The organism is Paractinoplanes deccanensis, assembly GCF_016862115.1.
In the GTDB taxonomy this organism is placed as follows: Bacteria; Actinomycetota; Actinomycetes; order Mycobacteriales; family Micromonosporaceae; genus Actinoplanes; species Actinoplanes deccanensis.
Map to the genome: position 1 here is coordinate 1 of NZ_BOMI01000147.1, position 22,914 is coordinate 22,914.

Annotated in this window: 23 protein-coding genes and 1 pseudogene; 11 read left to right on the forward strand and 13 right to left on the reverse strand. The window is 71.3% G+C overall.

The genetic code is table 11. From position 1 onward, the window contains the following. Positions 1–36: 36 nt before the first annotated feature. Both Ade02nite_RS49800 and Ade02nite_RS49805 read right to left on the reverse strand, forming a co-directional pair. On the reverse strand, positions 37–204 hold the full coding sequence (locus Ade02nite_RS49800; protein WP_369076679.1) for a hypothetical protein: 168 nt from the start codon (positions 202–204) through the stop codon (positions 37–39). Between the two features lie 259 nt (positions 205–463). Beyond that, positions 464–1,189, reverse strand: a pseudogene (locus Ade02nite_RS49805) (S1C family serine protease); the annotation flags it as partial. On the opposite strand from Ade02nite_RS49805, the gene Ade02nite_RS36130 reads away from it, so the two are divergent. Then, positions 1,176–1,466, forward strand: a complete 291-nt coding sequence (locus Ade02nite_RS36130) for a hypothetical protein (RefSeq protein WP_239169308.1) — start codon at positions 1,176–1,178, stop codon at positions 1,464–1,466. The pseudogene Ade02nite_RS49805 and the gene Ade02nite_RS36130 sit on opposite strands and share 14 nt — an antisense overlap. A 536-nt stretch (positions 1,467–2,002) precedes the next feature. Here Ade02nite_RS36130 and Ade02nite_RS36135 read toward each other — a convergent pair. From Ade02nite_RS36135 to Ade02nite_RS36150, 4 genes are all read right to left on the reverse strand, one after another. After that, positions 2,003–2,545, reverse strand: coding sequence for a GNAT family N-acetyltransferase (locus Ade02nite_RS36135; protein WP_203773627.1), 543 nt, complete (start codon positions 2,543–2,545; stop codon positions 2,003–2,005). Next, positions 2,542–3,456: a ribonuclease Z gene (locus Ade02nite_RS36140; RefSeq protein ID WP_203773629.1), complete on the reverse strand. Its 915-nt coding sequence runs from the start codon at positions 3,454–3,456 to the stop codon at positions 2,542–2,544. Before Ade02nite_RS36140 ends, Ade02nite_RS36135 begins: the two co-directional genes overlap by 4 nt. A 281-nt stretch (positions 3,457–3,737) precedes the next feature. Then, on the reverse strand, positions 3,738–4,703 hold the full coding sequence (gene ppk2, locus Ade02nite_RS36145) for a polyphosphate kinase 2 (RefSeq protein ID WP_239169309.1): 966 nt from the start codon (positions 4,701–4,703) through the stop codon (positions 3,738–3,740). A 22-nt stretch (positions 4,704–4,725) separates the two neighbouring features. Then, entirely contained in the window at positions 4,726–6,147 is a 1,422-nt protein-coding gene (locus tag Ade02nite_RS36150) for a CYTH and CHAD domain-containing protein (protein WP_203773631.1), read from the reverse strand. Positions 6,148–6,269: 122 nt separating this feature from the next. On the opposite strand from Ade02nite_RS36150, the gene Ade02nite_RS36155 reads away from it, so the two are divergent. Continuing rightward, a complete protein-coding gene (locus Ade02nite_RS36155; RefSeq protein WP_203773633.1) occupies positions 6,270–6,434 on the forward strand; it encodes a hypothetical protein in 165 nt (54 codons plus the stop codon). On the opposite strand, the gene Ade02nite_RS36160 is transcribed toward Ade02nite_RS36155, so the two are convergent. From Ade02nite_RS36160 to Ade02nite_RS36180, 5 genes are all read right to left on the reverse strand, one after another. Then, entirely contained in the window at positions 6,431–6,754 is a 324-nt protein-coding gene (locus tag Ade02nite_RS36160; protein ID WP_203773635.1) for a hypothetical protein, read from the reverse strand. The genes Ade02nite_RS36155 and Ade02nite_RS36160 overlap by 4 nt on opposite strands. Before the next feature lie 110 nt (positions 6,755–6,864). Further along, positions 6,865–7,521, reverse strand: a complete 657-nt coding sequence (locus Ade02nite_RS36165; RefSeq protein WP_203773637.1) for a nucleotidyl transferase AbiEii/AbiGii toxin family protein — start codon at positions 7,519–7,521, stop codon at positions 6,865–6,867. A 1-nt stretch (position 7,522) separates the two neighbouring features. Then, entirely contained in the window at positions 7,523–7,867 is a 345-nt protein-coding gene (locus Ade02nite_RS36170) for a hypothetical protein (RefSeq protein WP_203773639.1), read from the reverse strand. 201 nt (positions 7,868–8,068) lie between these two features. Further along, positions 8,069–8,728, reverse strand: coding sequence for a peptide-methionine (S)-S-oxide reductase MsrA (msrA, locus tag Ade02nite_RS36175; protein ID WP_203773641.1), 660 nt, complete (start codon positions 8,726–8,728; stop codon positions 8,069–8,071). Between the two features lie 11 nt (positions 8,729–8,739). Then, the gene (locus Ade02nite_RS36180; protein ID WP_203773643.1) at positions 8,740–9,192 is read right to left on the reverse strand and encodes an HIT family protein; all 453 of its coding nucleotides are present in this window, start codon (positions 9,190–9,192) and stop codon (positions 8,740–8,742) included. A 24-nt stretch (positions 9,193–9,216) separates the two neighbouring features. Here Ade02nite_RS36180 and Ade02nite_RS36185 point away from each other — a divergent pair, with 24 nt between their 5' ends. The 3 genes from Ade02nite_RS36185 to ilvA are packed head-to-tail and all read left to right on the forward strand — an operon-like array spanning position 9,217 to position 13,012. Next, the gene (locus tag Ade02nite_RS36185) at positions 9,217–10,368 is read left to right on the forward strand and encodes a cystathionine gamma-synthase (RefSeq protein WP_203773645.1); all 1,152 of its coding nucleotides are present in this window, start codon (positions 9,217–9,219) and stop codon (positions 10,366–10,368) included. 17 nt (positions 10,369–10,385) lie between these two features. Next, positions 10,386–11,741: an amidase gene (locus Ade02nite_RS36190; RefSeq protein WP_203773647.1), complete on the forward strand. Its 1,356-nt coding sequence runs from the start codon at positions 10,386–10,388 to the stop codon at positions 11,739–11,741. Between the two features lie 20 nt (positions 11,742–11,761). Then, positions 11,762–13,012, forward strand: a complete 1,251-nt coding sequence (gene ilvA, locus Ade02nite_RS36195) for a threonine ammonia-lyase (protein WP_203773649.1) — start codon at positions 11,762–11,764, stop codon at positions 13,010–13,012. Positions 13,013–13,070: 58 nt separating this feature from the next. Here ilvA and greA read toward each other — a convergent pair whose 3' ends face one another. Together greA and Ade02nite_RS36205 are read right to left on the reverse strand one after the other, a co-directional pair. Then, entirely contained in the window at positions 13,071–13,565 is a 495-nt protein-coding gene (gene greA / locus Ade02nite_RS36200; protein ID WP_203773651.1) for a transcription elongation factor GreA, read from the reverse strand. Between the two features lie 143 nt (positions 13,566–13,708). Continuing rightward, positions 13,709–14,128, reverse strand: a complete 420-nt coding sequence (locus tag Ade02nite_RS36205; protein WP_239169310.1) for a DUF4307 domain-containing protein — start codon at positions 14,126–14,128, stop codon at positions 13,709–13,711. A gap of 206 nt (positions 14,129–14,334) precedes the next feature. On the opposite strand from Ade02nite_RS36205, the gene mca reads away from it, so the two are divergent. The 6 genes from mca to purE all read left to right on the forward strand — a co-directional run bounded on the left by mca (position 14,335) and on the right by purE (position 22,914). Next, entirely contained in the window at positions 14,335–15,216 is an 882-nt protein-coding gene (gene mca / locus Ade02nite_RS36210; protein WP_203773655.1) for a mycothiol conjugate amidase Mca, read from the forward strand. A gap of 13 nt (positions 15,217–15,229) precedes the next feature. Then, a complete protein-coding gene (locus Ade02nite_RS36215) occupies positions 15,230–15,583 on the forward strand; it encodes a hypothetical protein (protein ID WP_203773657.1) in 354 nt (117 codons plus the stop codon). Between the two features lie 261 nt (positions 15,584–15,844). Beyond that, complete coding sequence (locus tag Ade02nite_RS36220; RefSeq protein ID WP_203773659.1) at positions 15,845–18,376, forward strand: putative bifunctional diguanylate cyclase/phosphodiesterase; 2,532 nt, start codon at positions 15,845–15,847, stop codon at positions 18,374–18,376. 878 nt (positions 18,377–19,254) lie between these two features. Beyond that, complete coding sequence (locus tag Ade02nite_RS36225) at positions 19,255–21,249, forward strand: thioredoxin domain-containing protein (protein WP_203773661.1); 1,995 nt, start codon at positions 19,255–19,257, stop codon at positions 21,247–21,249. A 28-nt stretch (positions 21,250–21,277) separates the two neighbouring features. Continuing rightward, positions 21,278–22,411 (forward strand): 5-(carboxyamino)imidazole ribonucleotide synthase, encoded by a 1,134-nt coding sequence (locus tag Ade02nite_RS36230; RefSeq protein ID WP_203773663.1) that lies wholly within the window; start codon positions 21,278–21,280, stop codon positions 22,409–22,411. Continuing rightward, positions 22,411–22,914 (forward strand): 5-(carboxyamino)imidazole ribonucleotide mutase, encoded by a 504-nt coding sequence (gene purE / locus Ade02nite_RS36235; protein WP_203773665.1) that lies wholly within the window; start codon positions 22,411–22,413, stop codon positions 22,912–22,914. The genes Ade02nite_RS36230 and purE overlap by 1 nt, the downstream gene beginning before the upstream one ends.

Consider the following 22,914-nt stretch of genomic DNA (forward strand, 5'->3'; position numbering starts at 1 on the left):
AGGGGGCCATCAGGCCGTACGGCCTGATGGCCCCTTTCAGTCGAGTTCCGCCGGCACCGTCACCACGTCGACCAGGGCGTTCTTGCGCAGCAATGTCATCGGCAGGTTCTGGCCGATCGCCGGGCCCAGCATGAGCCTCTGCAGCTCCTGCACGGTCTGCACCGGCTTGCCGCCCGCGGTCAGCAGGATGTCGCCCAGGTAGATGCCCGCCTTTGCCGGCCGGGCTTCCCGGGACCACCTCCACGACCCGCAGGCCGAGCTTCTGGTCGATGCGGGCCGCCAGCTGCGGCGGCAGCGGCGTGGGCACGCCGGCGACCCCGAGCCAGGCCCGGCGGACGCGGCCCGAGGCCACCAGCTCGCCGATGATCGAGCGGGTGGTGGCGTTGATCGGCACCGCCAGGCCCAGGCCGTAGCCGGCCACCGCGGTGTTGATGCCGACGACCGTGCCGGTGGAGTCGGCCAGGGCGCCGCCGGAGTTGCCCGGGTTCAGGGCCGCGTCGGTCTGGATGACGCTGTCGATGATGCGGACCCGGCGGCCGTCGCGGGCGGGCAGGGATCTGCCCAGGCCGGACACCACGCCGGCGGTCACCGAGCCGGCCAGGCCCATCGGGTTGCCGACGGCGACCACGAGCTGGCCGATCTGGAGGGCGTCGGCGTTGCCGAGGGGCGCGGCGGGCGCGCCCGAGTTGTGCACCCGGACCACGGCGAGGTCGGAGAGCGGGTCGGCGCCGATCACCTCGAACTTCGTCTCGGTGCCGTCGGCGAAGGTGGCTGTGCCGCTCGTGGCGCCTGCCACCACGTGCGCGTTGGTCAGGAGGAAGCCGTCGTCGGTGAAGGTGACCGCGGAGCCTGCGCCGGCGCTACGGGCGGTGCGGACGGACAGGGCGGCCACGGAGGGGAGGAGTTTGGTGGCGACGCCGGTCACCACACGGCTGTAGGCATCGAGTGCCCCGGATTCGACACCCGTGTGTTCGGTATCCATGACGGTCTCAACATTCCGTGCCGAGACATCGATGCCGTACGGGTGTCCGCCCATGGCGAACACGTACCGGTCACGCATAGTCGCGGCCGTCGCACAGAAAGTCCGACCGGCCGATGGCGCCGCGCGGTTGTATGAGTCGTGACGGACGTATGACGAGCCCGGAGGGTAGGGAATGGTCATCGCCGACCGGCCGATGCCAACCGACATCGTGGACCGCCTCCTGTGGCGGGACGCTCAGAGCATGCTCGGGCGGCACGCCGAAGCGGGGCACGACGGCAACTGTGTCTGGTGTGGATGGCGGTGGCCCTGCGCGCCCCGCCGGCTCGCCGAGCGGGCCGAGGCGGCCTCGCGGCGGCCCTGGCGGGAAGCGTGGACCGTGCGGCACGACCTGAACAGCATCCGGGCGATGCCCGCCATGCGCGCCGGCTCCGACGAGCGCCGGAGCAGGGTGAGCAAGCCACGCAACAGCGGTTATTTCAACTGAATCTTCGACGTCGCCGTTCGCTTGACCTCCCCCGGCAGGCCACGGCTTCGCAGCCCGGCGACGTCTCCCGGCGGTGAGTTCGCTGCGCCCCGCCAGCGCCGCGGCCTCCCGCATCAGGACCCGCCCTTGTAACTGGCAGGACCGGCACGCCTCCGCCGGTCCAGCGCCTCCGGCCAGGCGCGACCCCCGGTTCGGGCGGGGCGGTTGGCGGGAGCGCGTGACCACAGGTTCCCCCGTTCCATCACGGTCGCGCGCTCCCGCCCACCAACGTGAGCTCCCAGCGAAGCTCACCCACGAAGCGCCGGGCCCGCGCCAGCAAGGGCCCGGCAGGACAAGGAGGCAAGGCAGGACGACCCCGGCGCGCCCGACCCGGCAAGACCGGGCGCACCAAAGGTTAGGTAAGGCTAAGTTGACGTCGCCCGGCGGTCAATCGTGCGCCGCGCCGCATATGTCACAGGCCGGCGCCGCACACGCCGCCGACACGCTGCCGACCCGCCGCACACGCCACCGGCGGGCGGGCAGAAAGAACGTTCGTTCTATCGAACGGGAGCGGACCCGGACCGGGCACCGGCCGGCGTGAGCGCCCGCGAATACCGCAACTGCCGCACCGGCACCCCGTTGATCGGCTCGACACGGTCCGCGCCGTCCGCCGACCAGCCGCCGCGCTCGTAGAAGCGCCGCGCGACACCGTTCTCCTCGAGCACCCACAGCACCGCCCGCGAGCCGCCCACGGCGCCGAGCTGATCGAGCGCGTTCACCATCAGGCGGCGCCCGATCCCCGTGCCGACCAGGCCCGGCGCCACGTGGATCGCGTACAGCTCGGCGCATCCCGGCGTCTCGCTCGGCCCCACGTACGTGAAACCGACGATCTCCCCGTCCCGGTCCGCGACCGTCATCGTGTGGGTCTCGCGCTCCCATTTCCACCGCTCGGCCCACCACTCGCCGAACCCCTCCTCGGACCGGGCCGCCAGGATCTCCGGCGCGAGGATGTGGGCATAGGCCGCCACGCGCGAGCGCTGGTGCACCGCCCCCACCGCATAGAGATCAAATTCCTCGGCCGTACGGAGGGACAGGCTCATCCCTCGACGGTAGCCGGGCGGCGCGCGGGCACGGTGACGCGCATCAGGTCCTCCGCGATGACGATCTCGCCGTCGAACTCGGCGCGGGCCTCCTCGAGGAACCGCAGCGGATCGGTGTAGCGCTGCGAGAAGTGCGTCAGCAGCAGCTTCCGTACGCCCGACTCGCGCGCGACCGCCCCGGCCTGCGCCGCCGTCAGGTGCCCGACCATCGCGGCCATCTCCGCGTCCTCGGTCAGGAACGTCGACTCGATGACGAGCAGGTCGACGCCCTCCGCCAGCCGGAACACGTTGTCGCAGAGGCCCGTGTCCATCACGAACGCGAAGCTCTGCCCCGGCCGCTCCACGCTCACCTCGTCGAGCGTCACGTCACCGAGGCGTCCCTCGCGTTGCAGCGTGCCCACGGCCGGCCCTGCGATGCCGCGCGCGGCCAGCAGCTCGGGCACCAGGCGGCGGGCGTTCGGTTCGTCGAGGCGATAGCCGTACGTGGGCAGCGAATGCCAGAGGGGCAGCGCCGTGAGGCGCCCCGCGGACGTCTCCACCGCGTGGCTCGCGCCCTCGACCGGCGACGCGACGATGTCGGCGTTGTCCCAGTAGCTCGTCGCGTGCCGCAGGCGGTCGTAGAACTCCTGACCGGCGGCCGGGTAGTGCACCGCGACCGGATGGGTGACCTTGTCGAGCGAGATGCGCTGGAGGATGCCCGGCAGGCCCAGGCTGTGGTCGCCGTGGAAGTGGGTGATGCAGACGCGCCGGATGGGGGTGACGGCGAGGCCCGCGAACAGCATCTGGCGCTGGGTGCCCTCGCCGGGGTCGAAGAGGATCACCTCGTCGTCCCAGCGCAGGAGGTAGCCGTTGTGGTTGCGGTGCCGGGTGGGCACCTGGCTCGCGCTTCCCAGTACGACCAGCTCGCGCATGTGAGATCCCCGGATATGAAGCGACCCCTGGGGACTTCCACGCGCAAGCACGTGGTCCGGTCGGACAAGGCCGGATCCCCAGGGGTCGGGTGGCTGTCTGGTATTCGCCGAACCGCTGCCACACGGTCTCGACGTACTACTTCGAACGAAGCTGTCGAGGACAGCGGCTAGCGGACAGCCACCTCACGAGTCCCGTTGCTATACAACTTCGGACCACCTCCCTTCACGTGTACGGCCACGTTAACCAGCCGAGGGGCCCTTCGCCAATGCTTTTTGAATCACTACAGACGCGGGAATACTCGCGGGGACATTTCGGTGCCTTCCACCGCGAGTGAGGCGGGGCCGACGATCAGCGGGTCGGGAGCGCCGACGACCTCGGGGTCCTTGTTGGCGTAGTCGAACCGGTTGAGCACGTGGCGCATGGCCTCCAGCCGGGCGCGCTTCTTGTCGTTGCTCTTCACCACGGTCCACGGCGCGTCGGCGGTGTCGGTGTAGAAGAACATCGCCTCCTTCGCCTCGGTGTAGTCGCCCCACTTGTCGAGCGAGGCGAGGTCGTTCGGCGAGAGCTTCCACTGCCGTACGGGATCGACCTGGCGGATCGCGAAGCGGGTGCGCTGCTCGCCCTGGGTGACCGAGAACCAGAACTTGACCAGGTGGATGCCGGAGCGCACCAGCATGCGCTCGAGCTCGGGGGTCTGCCGCATGAACTCCAGGTACTCCGCGCGGGTGCAGAAGCCCATGACGCGCTCCACGCCGGCGCGGTTGTACCAGGACCGGTCGAACAGCACGATCTCGCCGGCGGCCGGCAGGTGCTTGATGTAGCGCTGGTAGTACCACTGGGTGCTCTCGCGCTCGTTCGGCTTCTCCAGCGCGACCACGGAGGCGCCCCGCGGGTTGAGGTGCTCCATGAAGCGCTTGATCGTGCCGCCCTTGCCGGCCGCGTCCCGGCCCTCGAAGAGGATCAGCAGCCGCTCGCCGGTCTCCTTGCACCAGTTCTGCAGCTTGAGCAGCTCGATCTGGAGCAGCCGCTTGTGGTGGTCGTAGTCGGCGCGGGGCATCCGCTCGTCGTACGGATAGTCCTCGCGCCAGGTGTCGACCGGGCTGCCGTCCGCGTTGAGCAGCACCGGGTCATCGTCGTCGTCATCGGCGACCCGGTAGCCGCCGAGCTCCGCGACGGAACCCTCGTACGGCTCGCTGATCTGCTCTTCGACCTCTTGGAACTCCGCCTCCGCCTGCATGACCGTCATACTTACCCAGCGAAAGTGAACATCAGCCGATCCACTTCCGAAGCTTCTTCGCCCGCGAGGCCTCCACGACCGCCGGCAGCTGCGCGTGGGTCTCGGCGCCGACCTGCTCCTGGCGGCCGTAGAGCACGCCGAACCAGAAGCCGGAGCCGTCGCGCTCGCCGAGCTCCTGGAGCAGTTCGCGGGCGACCACCGAGTCCTGGTGGGCGCCGAGGACGTCCTGAAGGTCGGTCAGGGCCTTGACCAGCTGCTTGCCCGGCTTGCCGGCCTGCGCCTCGAAGACCTCGACCGCATAACGAGCCCTCTTGTACGCCTTGCGCGCCTCGTGCAGCTCCGCGTCGACGCCGTCGGCGAGCGCCTGGTCGAGCAGCCCGTCGGCCTTCGCCAGGCTCTTACGGGCGCGGGCCAGCGGATCCTTCTCGGCGGTCCGCTGCTCGGCGAGCTCGTCGATGCGGTCGAGCAGGGCGAGGTAGCGCTCGCTCTCCAGGGCCTCGCCGAGGGCCTGCCGGCCCCGCTCCACCTGGGCGTCGAGGTGCTCGCGGACGCGGGCGGCCACCGGCTCGAACTCGGGTCCCTGGATCTCGGCGAGCAGCTTCTGCTCCTGCACCTGCCCGTCCCGGACCTCGCCGAGCAGGTCGGCGAGCCACTTGAGCTCGGCGCCGATCTCCTGGGCGTCCGGGAAGGTGCGCTTGAACGTCTTCAGGGTGCTGCGCAGCCGCCGGGTGCCGACGCGCATCTTGTGCACCGCTTCGGGCTCGCCCTGGCGCACCCCCGGGTCGAACCCGGTGATCGCGTCGCGCTGCTCACGGGCGTACCGCAGAACCGGATCCTTGGGGGTCTTGGCGGCCTTGCCGGGCCGGGGGTTGCCGAGCGCGCGGGCGACCTTGGAGGGCCCCGCGGCCGGCCGCGCACCGGCGCTCTCCAGCGCCCGGCCGATCTTGTCGAGCAGGGCCGCGTCACCGTCGACGAGCTCGACCTCGACCTCCTGCCAGCGCTGCTCCTCGCCGTCCCGCTCGGCGATCACCTGGTCCTGCGCGATCAGGGCGAGCGTGGTGCCGTCGGCCTTCTTGAGCGGCGTCTCGACCCGATGGGTACGAAGCCGCGCGACCGGCCTGAGCCGCTGCCGCCGGATGATCGACCGGACCAGGCCGGCCAGCTGCTCGGGCACCAGGTCGGGGTTGCCGTTGAGCGGCAGCCGATGCTCCTTGCGGCTGAACCCCTCGCCGGGCGTCTTCAGATGCCAGCCGGCGTCGCTGCCCCCGCTGCGCCGGCGCAGGGTCCGCCGGTGCCGCAGCAGGGTCAGCTCGTCGGTGTCGAAATAGGTCGCATCCAGGTCATGGGTCTGCGCCGCGTCGGCGCTGCTGACTCCCGAGACGCCGGCGAGGTCCGGCAACTCGAAGCCGTCGGGCACGTCGTATTTACGTTCCGTTTCGCTGGCGATCTCCATGCGTTCATGGTGCCCGACTTCTCGCGCTCAACACAGAGAACTGATTGGCAGGTTGTGCACAGCCGGATCTCAGGAAGACAGGGCATCGTGGAAGGCCACTTCGCCATGCACGGAGGTACCGCGTGGAAAAGCCCGACCGTCGCCCGGTGTCGCTGGCCGGCCTCGGCCTGATCAGCGCCGGGGCCGTCCTCGGCCTGGCGCTCGCCGGCCCGGCCTCGGCCGCACCCTCGACCGACCAGCCGCTGAAGCAGCGACCGGCCCCCACGGCCGAAAAGGACCAGCCTTAGGCCCGTACGGACCTGACGGTCCGCAGGTAGAGCGCCCGCGAATAGGCGGCCGACGCCGCGCTGTAGTACATGGTCGCCAGCCCGACGTGAAAGCTGTTGTTGGTCAGCGCGTTCTTCGAGTTCGCCGACGCCGCCCACCGGATCTCCGCATCGGACTCGCTGATCCCCTTGCGGGCACAGCGCAGCCGGTTCATCTCCTTGCCCGTCTTCCACGTCTCCAGCGCCGCCTCGGCCTCCCGCATCATCGCCCGAGCCTGCTCGGCCAGCGATTCCGCAAGATTCCAGGCGTGACGTTCCTCGTCGTTCGAGAAGGACGGCATGGTTCACCTCCCGCACTACCGCTACTCGATCTCAGTGTGCGGACGATGTCGGGACATGTCGATCTTTTCCACCCTGACGCATGAAATAGCCCGCCGCCGGTTGCAGCCGTTCAGGGCCGGGCGCCGCGCAACTCCGAACGCCACTCCGCGAAGCGGGTACGCACGGCCGCGAGCTGCTCCGGCGTGATGCCATACAGATCGAAGTCGGCATCGGTGATCTGCCTCAGCGCTCCCAGAGCGTCGGCAAAGATCACCGGGTCGAACCCGTCGTCGGCCCTCGCGGCGAGTTCAAGAAGTCGTTCGCGTGTGTACCGCCCGCTCTGCACCGCGGCGTCGACGTCAAGGACGTCACGGGTCTCGGCGTGGCCAAACAGCGCACACATCTTGTTGGCGACGGCGTCGTCCGGATGGAGCACCGGGCCGATGCTCAGCTGAACCGGTTCGTGGGCTCGCCAGTCGGCGGAAAGCTCCAACTTCTCCGGCTCCGAGCCGGGGCGGCTTCGGTCCGCGAGAAGAAGCCGCGCAAAGGTGTCGTTACGGATCACGGCCCTCACGGTGTACCCGTGCGCATCCAGGGCCGCGATGACCGTTTCGACGGCCGAAGAAAAGTCGCCGCGGCGCTGCCAGTCGGTGAACAGGTCGACGTCCCCGCTGAGGCGCTGACCCATGCCGTGGGCGCTCACCGCATATCCGCCGGCGAGGGCGAACCCGTAACCGGCGGCGACTTCCAAAGCGATCTGGGTGATGCGGGTGTGGCGAGGGTCCACCTCAGGCCGCCGGGTCGTGGCGCCGACGCCCCAACTCGGGGAAGCGATCCTCCCAACGCCGGCGCAACGCGGCGGGCAGCCACATGGTCGGCCAGAGGGCGAGCAGCGTGCTTCGATCGAGGTACTGGCTCAGGTCCTCCGGCGTCGCGGCCTCGTTGAGAACGGTGCGGTACAGGTCGACGATCCGCCCCGGCTGGCCCAAGTCATAGCGGGAGCTTCCCGACCACTTGAGGTGCGGTGGCAGAACGACGACGCCCGTGGTGGGGCCGGTGAGGGATTCGAGGCCGTCGGGCACGACGACGGGCTTCGCGTAGCCCTGCCCGGGCGGCCGCTTGTCCGCTGTCATCACACCCTCCTCCGTCAACGACCCTACTGCCTGACACGGGCGGTGTGGGTCGCGCACATCGAGATCCGGCCCGGCGGGAAAGCACCACCGCCCGCCTCGGCGACTGTCCACTCCCCGGAAGCGTGGGCCAACGGGATGGAACGCTGAAACGAGCTGAGCCCGCACCAGCCGCGGCGAGTGCGAGCCCAGGTCAAACGACCGTCACTTGGTGCGGGCCACGCCCACCGGGCACGTCATGCCGTTCGGGCCGTGGTTGCAGTAGCCGTAGGGGTTCTTCGCGTCGGACAGATACTGCTGGTGGTAGTCCTCGGCGTAGTAGTAGCTGCCCAGCGGGCGGATCTCTGTGGTGATCGTTCCGTGCTTGGCGGCCGTGACGATGGGCTGGAAGGCCTCCAGCGAGGCCTTCGCGATGCGGGCCTGGTCGTCGGTGGTCGTGTAGATCGTGGAGCGGTACTGGGTGCCGACGTCGTTGCCCTGGCGCATGCCCTGGGTGGGGTCGTGGTTCTCCCAGAACGCCTTCAGCAGGTCCTCGTACTGGATCTTGCTGGGGTCGTAGACGACCTGGACCACCTCGGCGTGGCCGGTGTGGCCGGAGCAGACCTCCTCGTAGGTGGGGTTGCGGGTGAAACCGCCGGCGTAGCCCACCGAGGTCGAGTGGACGCCGGGGAGGCGCCAGAAGATGCGCTCGGCGCCCCAGAAACAGCCCATGCCGAACACTGCCACCTCGTAGCCGGCCGGCCAGGGGCCCTGGAGCGGGGTGCCCAGCACGACGTGCTCGGCGGCCACCGGCATCTCGAGGGGGCGGCCCGGCAGGGCCTGGTCGGGGGTTACCAGCTCGGGCTTCTTGAACCGTAGGAACACGGTCACTCCCTTCATCCGGTCTGTGCAACGCCCGAGGGCAGTCCATCCTTACCCGCCAGCGCGGCGGCGATCGACGCGGCGAAGCCGGCGGCCTCCTCGTCGCTGTCGTAGCGGTGGCGGGGCCAGAAGAAGCCGCGCAGGCCGTCGCCTTTCGTCCTGGGTACGACGTGGAAGTGCAGATGTGCCACGGACTGGGAGACGATGTTGTTGTTCGCCACGAATGTCCCCGTCGATCCGAGGGCGGCGGGCACCGCGGCGGCGATGGCCTGCACGAGCCCGAAATATCCGGGCAGGAGCGCGGCGGGCAGATCGGGCAGGGTCACGACGTGCTCGCGCGGCACCACCAGCACATGTCCCTTGAAGACGGGACGGATATCGAGGAAGCCCACCCCATCAGGAGTGTCGGCGACCTTGAAGGCCGGAACCGTCCCCGCCACGATGCCACAGAACAAGCAGTCCGCCACCAGCTGAGACTAGCCTTGCCCAGCATGACCGCTAACGACTACGGGTTCGACACCCTCGCCATCCACGCGGGCCAGGATCCGGATCCCCGGACCGGCGCGGTGGTGCCTCCGATCTACCAGACGAGCACGTACGCCCAGGACGCCGTCGGTGCGCCGCGGCTCGGCTACGAGTACAGCCGCTCGAGCAACCCGACCCGGGACGCGCTCCAGGAGTGCCTCGCGGCGATCGAGGGCGGGCGCCGTGGCCTCGCCTTCGCGAGCGGTCTGTCGGCCGAGGACACGCTTCTGCGTACGGTGTGCCGGCCGGGCGATCACGTGGTGATCCCGGACGACGCGTACGGCGGCACCTTCCGCCTCTTCTCGAAGGTGCTGGAGAACTGGGGCCTCGACTGGACGGCCGTGCCGCTCGAGGACCTCGACGCCGTACGGGCCGCGTTCCGCCCCGGCCACACCAAGCTCATCTGGGCCGAGACGCCGACCAACCCGCTGCTCAACGTCGCCGACATCGCCGCGCTCGCGGGTCTCGCGCACGAGTACGACGCGCTGCTCGTCGTCGACAACACGTTCGCGTCGCCGTACCTCCAGCAGCCCATCTCGCTCGGCGCCGACGTCGTCGTCCACTCGACCACGAAATACCTGGGTGGACACTCCGACGTGGTCGGTGGGGCGCTGGTCACCGCCACCGACGACCTCGGCGACGAGCTCGCCTTCCACCAGAACGCCATGGGCGGCGTCAGCGGCCCGTTCGACGCGTGGCTGACGCTGCGGGGCATCAAGACCCTGGGCGTACGGATGGACCGGCACTGTGACAACGCGGAGCGCGTCGTGGCCTTCCTGCGGGAGCACCCGGCCGTGGCGAGCGTCCTCTACCCGGGCATCGAGGACCACCCCGGTCACGAGGTCGCGGCGAAGCAGATGCGGCGCTTCGGCGGCATGGTGTCGTTCCGCGCGGCGGGTGGCATGGAGCAGGCGATCGCCATCTGCAACCGGACGAAGCTCTTCGTGCTCGCGGAGTCGCTGGGCGGGGTCGAGTCGCTGATCGAGCACCCGGGTCAGATGACACACCTGTCGGCTGCGGGCTCCGCGCTTGAAGTCCCCGCCGATCTCGTGCGACTGTCTGTCGGCATCGAGACCGTTGACGATCTGCTCGCCGACCTCGAGCAGGCATTGGGCTGACATATACGGAGCGGGGCATGACGGACGGGACCTGGGTCGGAGCCACGGCGAAGCAGATCGCCCGGGCGGTGCGGCGCGGAGACGTGACCGCCACCCAGGTCGTCGCCGACCACCTCGAACAGATCGCCGTCACCGACCCGTCGCTCGACGCGTTCCGGGTGGTGCGCGGCGGTGAGGCGATCACCGAGGCCGAGAAGGTCGACGACCAGGAGGACCTGTCCAACCTGCCGCTGGCCGGCGTGCCGGTCGCGGTCAAGGAGAACACCGCGGTGGCCGGCCTGCCGGTCTGGTCCGGCTCGGCGGCGGTGCGCTCGGCTGTCGCCGAGGAGGACCACGAGGTGGTACGGAGGCTGCGCGGCGCCGGCGCGGTGGTCGTGGGCGTGACGCGCATGCCGGAGATGGGCCTGTGGGCGGTCACCGACGACGACGAGGTGGCCACCCGCAACCCCTGGGACCTCGACCGTACGCCGGGAGGCTCCTCGGGCGGGTCGGCGGCGGCCGTCGCCGCGGGCCTGGTGCCGATCGCCCAGGGCAACGACGGGCTCGGCTCGATCCGCATCCCGGCCGCCTGCTGCGGTCTGGTCGGCCTCAAGCCGGGCCGGGGCGTGGTCCCGGCCGAGCTGGGCGTCGGCAGCTGGTTCGGTCTGGCGGAGAACGGCGTGCTCACCACCACGGTGTCCGACGCGGCGCTGGGCTTCTCGGTGCTCGCCGGCCGCGACCCGGTGAAGCTGGTGGAGCCGTCCCGGCTGCGGATCGGCGTCTCCACCCGGCCGCCGATCGTCGGCGTACGCCTCGACGAGCCGAACGCCGAGGCCGTCGCCGCCGCGTCGAAGCTGCTCGTGCGGGCCGGGCACGACACGATCACCGCCGATCCGCGCTACCCCCAGTCGCTCGGCGTGGGCACGCTCGCCACGTGGTTCGCCGCCGCGTACGTGGAATCGGCGGATTTTGATCTCGCACGGCTCCAGCCGCGCACCCGGCAGCACATCCGGCTCGGCAAGTGGGCCATGCGCGCGGGCCTGGTCCGGCGCAAGCAGCGCGACGCGTTCCGGGAGCGCTCGATCGGGTTCTTCGCCGACAGGTCGATCGACCTGCTGCTCACCCCGGCGCTCGCCACCGCGCCGCCGCTCGCCGACGGCCACGCTGGGGGCACCTGGCGGGCCAACATGTCCGTGAGCATGCGGTACGCCCCGTACGCGGCGCCCTGGAACGTCGCCGGGCTGCCGGCGATCGTGGTGCCGGTCGGCGTACGGCCCGATGGTCTGCCCCTCGCCGTGCAGCTGGTGGGCCCGCCGGACTCGGAGACCCTGCTGCTCGCCGTCGCCGGCCAGTTCGAAGTGATGAACCCCTGGCGGCGTCACGCCTTCGGGTGATCGGTGGCACGATTCAGGGCATGACTGGTGCCCCCCTTCCGCTCGACCTCCTGACGCTCGCCGACATCGAGGCGGCACGCAGTCTGCTGGCCGGTGTGGTCAAGACCACGCCCCTGATCGAGTCCCGCCCGCTCTCCGAGATCACCGGCACGGGCGCGTGGCTGAAGTGCGAGAACCAGCAGCGCGCCGGCTCGTACAAGGTCCGCGGCGCGTACACCCGGATCAGCCGCCTGTCGGAGGCCGAGCGTTCGCGCGGCGTCGTGGCTGCCAGCGCAGGCAACCACGCGCAGGGTGTGGCGCTCGCCGCCGAGCTGCTCGGCGCCCAGGCCACCGTCTTCATGCCGGAGGGCGCGCCGCTGCCCAAGGTCACGGCGACCCGGGGGTACGGCGCGGCGATCGAGTACGCGGGGACGAACGTCGACGACTCGCTCGTGGCCGCGCAGCGGTTCGCCGAGCGGACCGGCGCGGTGCTGATCCACCCGTTCGACCATCCGGACGTCATCGCCGGGCAGGGCACCGTCGCCCTGGAGATCCTCGACCAGCTGCCGTCGGCGACGACCATCGTCACCGCTGTGGGCGGCGGCGGGCTGATCTCGGGCATCGCGGTGGCGGCCAAGGCGCTGCGGCCGGACATCCGGGTGGTCGGCGTGCAGGCGGCCGGCGCCGCGGCGTACCCGCCCTCGCTCGCCGCCGGATCGCCGCAGAAGCTCGACCAGGGCGTCACCATCGCCGACGGCATCTGCGTGCTGCGGCCCGGCGACCTGAACTTCGCGCACGTCAGCAAGCTCGTCGACGAGGTCGTCACGGTCACCGACGAGGACCTGTCGGCGGCGCTGCTCGTGCTGCTCGAACGGCACAAGATGGTGGTGGAGCCGGCCGGGGGAGCGGCCTTCGCGGCGCTGCTGACCGGCGCCTACGTGCCGCCGGCGGACGGGCCGGTGGTGGCCGTGCTCTCCGGCGGCAACATCGACCCGATGCTGCTGCTTCGCGTGATCGAGCACGGTCTGGCCTCGGCGGGCCGCTTCCTGCGCCTCGCGGTGCGCTGCGACGACCGGCCGGGTGAGCTGGCCCGGCTGCTGGGCCGCATCGCCGAGCTGCGGGCGAACGTGGTGGAGGTGGGCCACTCGCGGCAGAGCCCGCGCCTGGGCTTCGGCCAGGTGGAGGTGGCGCTGTCGGTCGAGACCCGCGGGCCGGACCACTCGGACGTGCTGATCGGCACGCTGCGCGAGAACGGCTACCGGGTGTCGCTGCTGGCCGACGCGACGCCGTAGGACCGCATATGACAAGAGGGGCCCGCGTGCGACGCGGACCCCTCGGGAAGTGCTGTGGTCAGCCCTCGAACGGGCCGAACTTGACCACCGTGACCTTGATGTCGGCGCCGCTGGGCGCCGTGTAGGTGACGGTCTGGCCCTCGCCCGCGCCGAGGATCGCCTTGCCGAGCGCCGACTCGGGGCTGTAGACGGTGAGGTCGGTCGTCGAGGAGATCTCGCGCGAGCCCAGCAGGAAGGTCTCGGTGTCGCTCTGGTCGTCGTCGAAGTAGATCGTGACGACGGAGCCGGGGCCCACCTTGTCGTTCGTGGGGGCCTCGCCGACCTCGGCGTTGCGCAGGAACTCCTTCAAGTAAAGGATCCGGCCTTCCTGGCGGCTCTGCTCCTCGCGGGCGGCGTGGTAGCCGCCGTTCTCGCGCAGGTCGCCCTCCTCGCGGCGGGCGTTGATCTCGGCAGCCACCTCGGGGCGCGCGGCGATCAGCTCGTCAAGCTCGGCCTGCAGCCGGTCGTGAGCGTCCTGAGAAAGCCAAGTCTTGGGCGCCTCTGAACTGGACACGGTCGATCTCCTCGGATGGAACGGGCACGGCTGGGACGGAACGCGTTCGCCATCACAAAGATGGTGAACGGAGCGAATTACTTAGCTTACCAGCGGTATGCACGGGGCCGGGATCGCGCGATTTCGGGCTGGACATACCCCGGTCAGGCGGCGGGACTGCACCCCAGGACGTCGCCGACGGAGCCCCGCTTGGTGGTGGTCACCGTCTCTTTGACCTCGACGTCGGTCTCGCCCTTGGGCGGCGTCACGACGACCGTGCGGCGGCCGACCTCGAAACCGTCGTAGTCGCGGGCCCGCAGCGTGCAGCTCGCGGACTGGCCGGCCGGGACGCGCACCCGGAACTGGATGACCATCTCTTTGTCGGTCGGCTCCGACCAGCCGACGATCTGCGCGTCGTAGTCGGTCTGGCCGAACCGCTGGTAGAGCTTCAGCGACACCACGAGCGAGACGGCGAGGACCGCGACCAGGACGAGGAGAGGCAGCACCGACCGGCGGCGGCCGGAACGGCGCCGTCCGTATCGGCCCGGCGGGAAGACCGGGGCTGTGGTGCGCGTCTCGCTCACCTGACGACCTCTCGTGCGTTTGTTGTCGGTGGGATCCGCCAGAATGGCAGGGTCCGTTGAGCATTGTTCAGGGCAGTGGAGGCCATCCCGGTGCGGGCCGTCCCGGCGACCTGCGGCACCCCGTGGTCCGGGTAGGCCCTGAACAACACTCATTCTCGCAGCCGACACCGGCCCGCTCGCCGCGGGTCCGGTCCGAGGAGATTTCAGTGGCTGAGCAGTTGCGTCTCATGGCGGTGCACGCGCACCCCGACGACGAGTCCAGCAAGGGCGCGGCGACCATGGCGAAGTACGTCGCCGAGGGTGTCCAGGTGCTGGTCGCGACGTGTACGGGTGGCGAGCGCGGCAGCGTGCTCAACCCCAAGATGGACCGCCCCGAGGTGCTGGCCGACATCACCAACATCCGCCGTGCCGAGATGGCGCGGGCCCGTGAGATCCTCGGCGTCGAGCAGTCGTGGCTCGGCTTCATCGACTCGGGCCTGCCCGAGGGCGACCCGCTGCCGCCGCTGCCGGAGGGTTGCTTCGGCCTGCAAGATCCCGAGACCGCGGCGATCCCGCTGATCAAGCTGATCCGCGAGTTCCGGCCGCACGTCATGACGACGTACGACGAGAACGGCGGCTACCCGCACCCCGACCACATCATGTGCCACAAGATCTCGGTGGTGGCCTTCGAGGCGGCCGGCGACCCGGAGAAGTACCCCGAGCTGGGTGAGCCGTGGCAGCCGCTGAAGCTCTACTACAACTCCGGCTGGACCCGCGCCCGCATGCTCGCGCTGCACGAGGGCATGATCGCGGCGGGCCTCGAGTCGCCGTACACGGAATGGCTCGAGAAGAGCGCCGACCGCGAGGACCGCGGCGACAAGATCACCACGCGGGTCGAGTGCGGCGAGTACTTCGAGGTCCGCGACGAGGCGCTGCGCGCCCACGCCACCCAGGTCGACCCGGACGGCTTCTGGTTCAAGATCCCGCTGGAGCTTCAGCAGAAGGTGTGGCCGACCGAGGACTTCGAGCTGGCCCGCTCGCTGGTCGACAGCCCGATCCCCGAGTCGGATCTGTTCGCGGGCGTCCGTGAACGCGTCGAGACGCACTAGTACCCTCGTGAGCATGGGCACTTTTGCCGTCAACAACTTCGGTGACACCCGCTCGGGCGGCCTGGCCGGCCCGATGGGTCTCTTCATCATCGTGCTGCTGTCCATAGCAACAGTTCTGCTGATCCGCAATATGAACAAGCGCGTGCGTCGGCTTCCCGACAGTTTTCCTGACGTAAGGCAGACACAGCGTGAGGCCGAGATTGCTCGGCTGAATGCGGATCTCGAGCGTTCCGAGGCCGGAACGGCCGCCGATGGCGTCGATGCGGATCGATCGGCGGAACCCCCGGCGGCCACGGAGGACGAGGTCAAAGCCGTTACTACCGAGCGTGACCGAGGCTCGGCGGACGGCGACGCGCGCGGCGTTTGACCTCGTCGGAGGGGGTTCGATCAACTCGGCGGCGGGCACGGTCCGTATTGGTCTGACGTATGGGTAATACGGGCCGTTCGTCAAGCCCTGTTGTGTTCATCGGTATTGATTTAGCCTTCCGCCGGGGGCTTCACCGCTCCCGATCCCTGCGCGGAAGGGGGCGCCGAAAATGACCATTCCCCGCCCGCGATTTTCTCCCACGCAGATGCACGTGCATCCGCCAGTGCCACCGGTGCGCAGGCCGATGAAGCGGGGCCCGCGATGACCGCGCCGCCCGTCGCCCGCCGCTCGTGGCTCGACGTCGCCGGCCTCGCCGGGCGTCCCCAGGGCGTGCGCGTCCTGACCGCCGCGGTCGCCGTGGCGGCCCTCGCTCTCGTCGTGCTCGGCGTGCTGCTGCCCGTCGACCGGCCCGCCGACCGGCCGCTCACCCCGCTGGCCGGCGTGGCGCTCGCCGTGGCCGTGGTCGCCGCCGGCCAGCTCGCCCGCCTCCGGTTCCGGCTCGGCCGCGGCTTCGTCTCCGTCTCGTGGGGCGAGGCCGCGTTCATCATCGGCTTCGTCGTCGCCCCGCCCGGCTGGGTGCCCGCGGCCACCCTGCTCGGCGCCGTCGTCGCCTGGGCGCTGCTCGCCTGGTGGCAGTCGATGCACAACGTCGCCGAGGTGGTCCACCTGGCGGCCTCGCTCAGCCTCGGCGCGGCCGGTGCCACGGTGGTGGCCGGCGCGATCGCGGGCGACGCCGCGGTGCTGAGCACCCGCACCACGATCGGCCTGGTCGTCGGCGCTCTCACCTATCTGGTCGTGACCTTCGGGCTGGCGGTGCTGACCCTCGCGCTGCACCGCGACGCCCCGGCCACCCAGATCCTGGTGCGGGCCTCGTACGCCAAGATCCCCATGTTCGTCGGCAACGTGGTCGTCGGCCTGGCCGCGGTGATCGCGCTGGTCAAGGGCCCGCTCTGGCTGCTCGCGTTCCCGCCGGTGCTGTGGCTGCTCCAGCGCACCTACCGCTTCCACCTGCGCTCCGAGGAGGAACGCCGCATGTGGGAGGCGTTCGCCGCGGCCACGGCGAGCCTGCCCGGCGGCACCGAGAGCGAGATCGCCGAGGCCGGCCTGCGCGCCGCGCTCGACGTCTTCGGCGCCCGGCGCGTCGAGATCGAGGTGCGCGGCCCCGACGGCGAGCGCCGCTACGCCGAGGACGGCCCCGGCCAGGACAACGCGGTCGCCGGCCTGCCCGGCCCGGCGATCACCCGCTCGATGGCGGTCGACGGCGACCTGGTCGGCGAGCTCACCGTCTGGCTCTCCGAGCCCACCCTGCCCGTCCCGCGCGACGAGGCCGCCATCTCCGCCTTCGGCGACGCGCTCGCCGGCGCGCTGCACGACGCGGCGGCGCGCAAGCAGGTGGCCGAGCTGAGCCGGCGCGTCGCCCACGACAGCCGCCACGACCGGCTCACCGGGCTGCTCGACCGCGCCACCCTGCTCGCCGACGGCGACCAGCTGCTGCGCACCGTCGACCGCCACCGCACGGTCGCGCTGCTGCTGCTCGACATCAACGACTTCCGCGAGGTCAACGGCACCCTCGGCCACCGCCACGGCGACGAGCTTCTGCGCGTGGTCGCCGAACGGCTCGCCGAGACGGCCCGCGACGGCGAACTGGTCGCCCGCACCGGCGACGACGAGTTCGCGCTGCTCGTGCCGGCCGTGGCGACCCTGACCGACTCGGCGGCGCCGCGCCACGAGACGCCCAGCCCGCTGCCGCTCGCCCTGCGCCGGGCCCGCGAGCTGGTCGAAGCCCTGGGCCGCCCGATGGAGGTGTCCAGCGTCCGGCTCGCCGTCGAGGTGGCGGTCGGCGTCGCGGTCGCCCCGGCGGCGCGCGCCGACGTCGCGGAACTCGTACGGCGGGCGTCCCTGGCCCTGCACGAGGCGAAAAGGCAGGAGGTGACGGTCGCCGCCTTCGACGCGGCCCAGGACGCGGTCACCACGGACGGCCTGGCGCTGCTGGCCGAGCTCCAGGACGCGCTGGCCGCCGACGACCAGATCCTGCTCCACCTGCAACCCGCCGTCGACCTGGTCACCGCGGCCCCGACCGGCGTCGAGGCGCTCGTCCGCTGGCGCCACCCGCGCCGCGGCCAGCTCTCACCCGACGAGTTCATCCCGACCGTCGAACACACGGAGCTGCACAGCGCCTTCACCCGCCGCGTGCTCGACCTGGCCCTCGACGCCGCCGGCATGTGGCACGCGGCCGGCGTCGACGTGCCGGTGTCGGTGAACGTGCCGGCCCGCAGCCTGCTCGACCCGGCCTTCCCGGCCCAGGTCCTCGACTCGCTGCGCCGCCACCACGCCCCCGCGTCCCGCCTGGTCCTCGAGATCACCGAGTCGGTGGCAGTCAGCGAGGAACGCGTCGTCGACGAGGTCCTGGCCGAGCTCCGCGACGCCGGCATCCAGCTCTCCCTGGACGACTTCGGCACCGGCTACTCGTCGCTGTCGATAGTGACCCGAGCCCCCGTCGACGAGATCAAAATCGACCGCTCCTTCGTCGACGACATGATCGAGTCCGCGGCCGCGGGCGCGGTGGTCCGCGGAGCCGTCGAACTGGGCGCCCGCCTGGGCGTGCGGGTAGTGGCCGAAGGCGTCGAAACGACGGAGCAGCGGGCGGCGCTGATCGCGCTGGGCTGCCCGACGGCGCAGGGATACCACTTCTGCCGCCCGATGCCGGCGGACCGGATCGTGCAGACGCTGGTGCAGCTGAACGAGGCGGCGCCGGCGACGATCCACCCGTTGCGGGCGGACGACGCGGTTTAGGGCGGTCGGCTGGGGTCGGCCCAGGTTGTTGGTCTTGGGTGCGGGCGTTTGCGTGGCTTTGGCGGCTATCGGGGGTTTGCGCTCTCGTCGATTCCTGTCTTGCCGCTCGCCGTCTCCCGTCCGTTGGTCCGCCCACAGGTCCGCCCACAGGCCCGCCCACAGGCCCGCCCACAGGCCCGCCCTCCCAGGGGGACCCCCGCCTCTGGGCATCAGTGTCGCGGAATGCGGGCGATCTTGCCGCGGCGCCTGTGGATAACCAGTTCTGTGGACAGCGAAGTGGCACTGACGGGCGCGGCGCGGTTGGGTGGGGCAGTGCGCTTCAGGCGGCGGGCGGTGCGCTTCGGGTGGCTGGCGGTGCGGGTGGCGGGCGGTGCGGTGGTGGGCGGCGGCGGTGCGGTGGTGGGTGGCGGGCGGTGCGGTGTGGGCGGCGGGCGTCGTGGCGCGGGTGCGGTGGCTCGGGTCGGGGTAGCCAGCGGTGTCCGCGACCGTCGAGCGGCGTGGGTGGGCGTCTGGCGCGGGTGAGGTGGTGCGCGGGGGTAGCCGCTGGCGTCGGCGTGGGTGGCGACATGGCGGGTTGGTGGTGCGCCGCGGGCAGCCGGCGATGCGGTCTGGGCGGCGGTGAGCGTGCGTGGGCGTCGTGGCGTGCGTGGGGCATGCCGGCGCGGCGTGGCCGCCGAGAGCAACGGCGCGGCGTGGCGGGGGCGGCCGAGGGCAACGGTGGCCGAGCGCGGCGGTGCAGGGGTGGGCGGCATGTGTGGGCGCGGCAAGCGGGGCCGTGACGGACGGTCTCGCCGGATGGTGTGGTGGGGAGTGGGAACGGGGAGCGGTCGTCTAGCGCTCAGGGCGCGTCGGGGAACGGGCCGTGAGAGGGTGGAAGCATGGCCAACCGCCTCGGTGATGCGACGTCTCCCTATCTGCTTCAGCACAAGGACAACCCCGTTGACTGGTGGCAATGGGGGGAGGAGGCGTTCGCCGAGGCGCGGCGGCGGGATGTGCCGGTGCTGATCTCGGTGGGGTATGCGGCCTGTCACTGGTGTCATGTGATGGCGCATGAGTCCTTCGAGGACGAGCAGATCGCCAAGCTGTTGAACGACGGCTTTGTGTCGATCAAGGTGGATCGGGAGGAGCGGCCCGACGTCGACGCCGTCTACATGACCGCTACGCAGGCTATGACGGGGCAGGGTGGGTGGCCCATGACCGTCTTTGCCACGCCTACGGGTGAGCCGTTCTTCTGTGGCACCTACTACCCCAAGAGCAACTTCGGGCGCTTGATCACCTCCGTCACCAAGGCATGGCAGGAGCAGCGGGCGCAGGTGATCGAGCAGGGTGCCTCCGTGGTCAAGGCGATCGGCGGGGCGCAGCTCGTCGGCGGGCCGGTGGCGCCGATCTCGGCGGAGCTGCTCGAGGCGGGGGCTTCGGGGCTGCTCAAGGAGCAGGACGAGATCAACGGCGGGTTCGGTGGGGCGCCGAAGTTTCCGCCGCACATGGGGATGCTCTTCCTGCTGCGCCATCACCAGCGGACCGGGTCCGCCGAGGCGCTCGAGGTCGTCCGGCACGCTGCCGAGCGGATGGGGCGCGGGGGCATCTACGACCAGCTCGGTGGGGGGTTCGCGCGCTACGCGGTGGACGCCACCTGGACCGTGCCGCATTTCGAGAAGATGCTGTACGACAACGCGCTGCTGCTGCGGGCGTACACCCAGCTCTGGCGGCTCACCGGTGACGTGTACGCGCGGCGGATCGCCGACGAGACCGCGACGTTCCTGCTGCGCGACCTCGGCACCCCGGAGGGCGGGCTCGCCTCGGCGCTCGACGCGGACACCGACGGGGTCGAGGGGCTGACGTACGCGTGGACGCCCGCCCAGCTCACCGAGGTGCTCGGCGAGGAGGACGGTGCCTGGGCCGCCGATCTCTTCAACGTCACCGAGGAGGGGACGTTCGAGCACGGCAGTAGCGTGCTGGTGCTGGCCCGCGACATCGACGCGGCCGAGCCGGCGCTTGCCGAGCGCTGGCGCGGCGTACGGCAGAGGCTCTATGACGCTCGCCGTGACCGGCCGCAGCCCGCGCGGGACGACAAAGTGGTCGCCTCCTGGAACGGGCTCGCCGTGACCGCGCTGGCCGAGCACGCCGTCCTGACCGGCAACGACGCCTCGCGGGAAGCGGCGATCCGGATCGCGGACGTGCTGGCCACGCGGCATGTGGTCGACGGGCGGCTGCGGCGCGTGTCCCGGGACGGCGTGGTGGGCGAGCCCGCCGGGGTGCTCGAGGACTACGGCTGCGTGGCGGAGGGGTTCCTCGCCGTGCACCAGCTCACCGCGGACGGGCGGTGGCTCGACGCCGCGCGGCAGCTGCTCGACGTGGCGCTCGCGCGGTTCGCCACCGGGCAGGGCGGGTTCTACGACACCGCGGACGACGCCGAGAAGCTTGTCACCCGGCCGGCGGACCCCACGGACAACGCGACGCCGTCGGGGGTGTCGTCGATCGTGGCGGCGCTGGTGTCCTGCTCCGCGCTCAGCGGGGAACCGGAGTACCGGGAGGCCGCGGACGCCGCGCTCGCCACCGTCGGGCCGCTGATCGGCGGGCATCCGCGCTTCGCCGGCTATGCGGCGGCGGTGGCCGAGGCGGCGCTGTCCGGCCCGTACGAGATCGCGATCGCCACCACGGACCCGGTGGGGGATCCGCTGGTCGCCGAGGCGCACCGCAGTGCCCCGGCGGGCGCGGTGGTGGTGGCCGGCGAGCCCGATCGGCCCGGTGTGCCGCTGCTCGCGGACCGGCCGCTGCTCGACGGGGTGCCCACGGCGTACGTGTGCAAGGGTTTCGTCTGTGAGAGGCCGGTCACGAGCCCGGCCGACCTGATCGCCCGCTTGCAGGCTTGAGCTGGGGCGTCGCTACGCTTGGCGTGCGATGGATACCCGAACCGGTCTGCCCGTAGTCGGCATGGTGGGCGGCGGCCAACTGGCCCGGATGACCCACCAGGCCGCGATCTCCCTCGGCCAATCACTGCGCGTGCTCAGCGAGTCGCCCGACGACAGCGCGGCGCTGGTCGCCGCCGACGTGCGGATCGGCACCCACACCGACCTGGCGGCGCTGCGCGAGTTCGCGAAGGGCTGCGAGGCCGTCACCTTCGACCACGAACACGTGCCCACCGAGCACATCGAGGCGCTCGAAGCCGAGGGCGTCAAGATCTTCCCCGGCTCGGGGGCGCTCGTCTTCGCCCAGGACAAGGGCATGATGCGGGAGCGGCTGGCCGCCCTGAAGGCGCCCGTCCCGCGCTGGCGCCGCGTAAACGATATTTCTGATATGTCAGAAATTGGGTGGCCCGTAGTGGCGAAGGCGACCCGCGGCGGCTACGACGGCCGTGGCGTCTGGGTGCTCGACGACGAGAAGGCCGCCGCCGAGCTCATCGCCACCGGCACCCCGCTGATCGTCGAGGAGAAGGTCGCGCTCAAGCGCGAGCTCGCGGCCCTGGTGGCGCGGTCCCCGTTCGGCCAGGTCGCGGCGTACCCCGTGGTCGAGACCGTGCAGAAGGACGGCATCTGCGTCGAGGTGCTGGCCCCGGCCCCCGGCCTCCCCGAGGATTTGGCCGTGCAGGCCCAGCAGCTCGCCATCGACCTGGCGAACGCGCTCGGCGTCGTCGGCCTGCTCGCCGTCGAGCTCTTCGAGACCGACGAGGGCATCGTGGTCAACGAGCTGGCGATGCGCCCGCACAACTCCGGCCACTGGACCATCGAGGGCGCCCGCACGTCCCAGTTCGAGCAGCACCTGCGCGCCGTCCTCGACTACCCGATGGGCGAGACGTCGCTGACCGCCCCGGCCGTGGTGATGGCCAACGTGCTCGGCGGCGCGCCCGGCGGCATCTCGATCGACGAGCGCCTGCACCACCTCTTCGCCGAGGACCCCGGCGCCCGCGTCCACCTCTACGGCAAGCAGGTCCGCCCCGGCCGCAAGATCGGCCACGTCACCGTGCTGGGTGACGACATGACGTCGGTGCGGGCCCGCGCGGCCCGCGCCGCCCGCTGGCTCCAGGAAGGCGCGTAATGGCACTCCAGCCCCAGGTCGGCATCATCATGGGCAGCGACTCCGACTGGCCCACGATGGAGGCCGCCGCGCTGGCGCTGGCCGAGTTCGAGGTGCCGTTCGAGGTGGGCGTCGTCTCCGCCCACCGCACCGTGCGCAAGATGGTCGACTACGCCGAGTCCGCCGCCGGCCGCGGCCTGCGGGCCATCATCGCGGGCGCCGGCGGCGCGGCCCACCTGCCCGGCATGGTCGCCGCGCTGACGCCGCTGCCGGTGATCGGCGTGCCGGTGCCGCTCAAGCACCTCGACGGCATGGACTCGCTGCTGTCCATCGTCCAGATGCCGGCCGGCGTCCCGGTCGCCACCGTCTCGATCGGTGGCGCCCGCAACGCCGGCCTGCTCGCCGTCCGCATCCTCGGCGCGAGCGACCCCGCGCTCCGCACGAAGATGTCCAACTTCCAGGCCGGTCTCGAAAAGCTCGTCGCCGAGAAGGACGCCGCGCTCCGCGACCAGCTCCTGGGATAG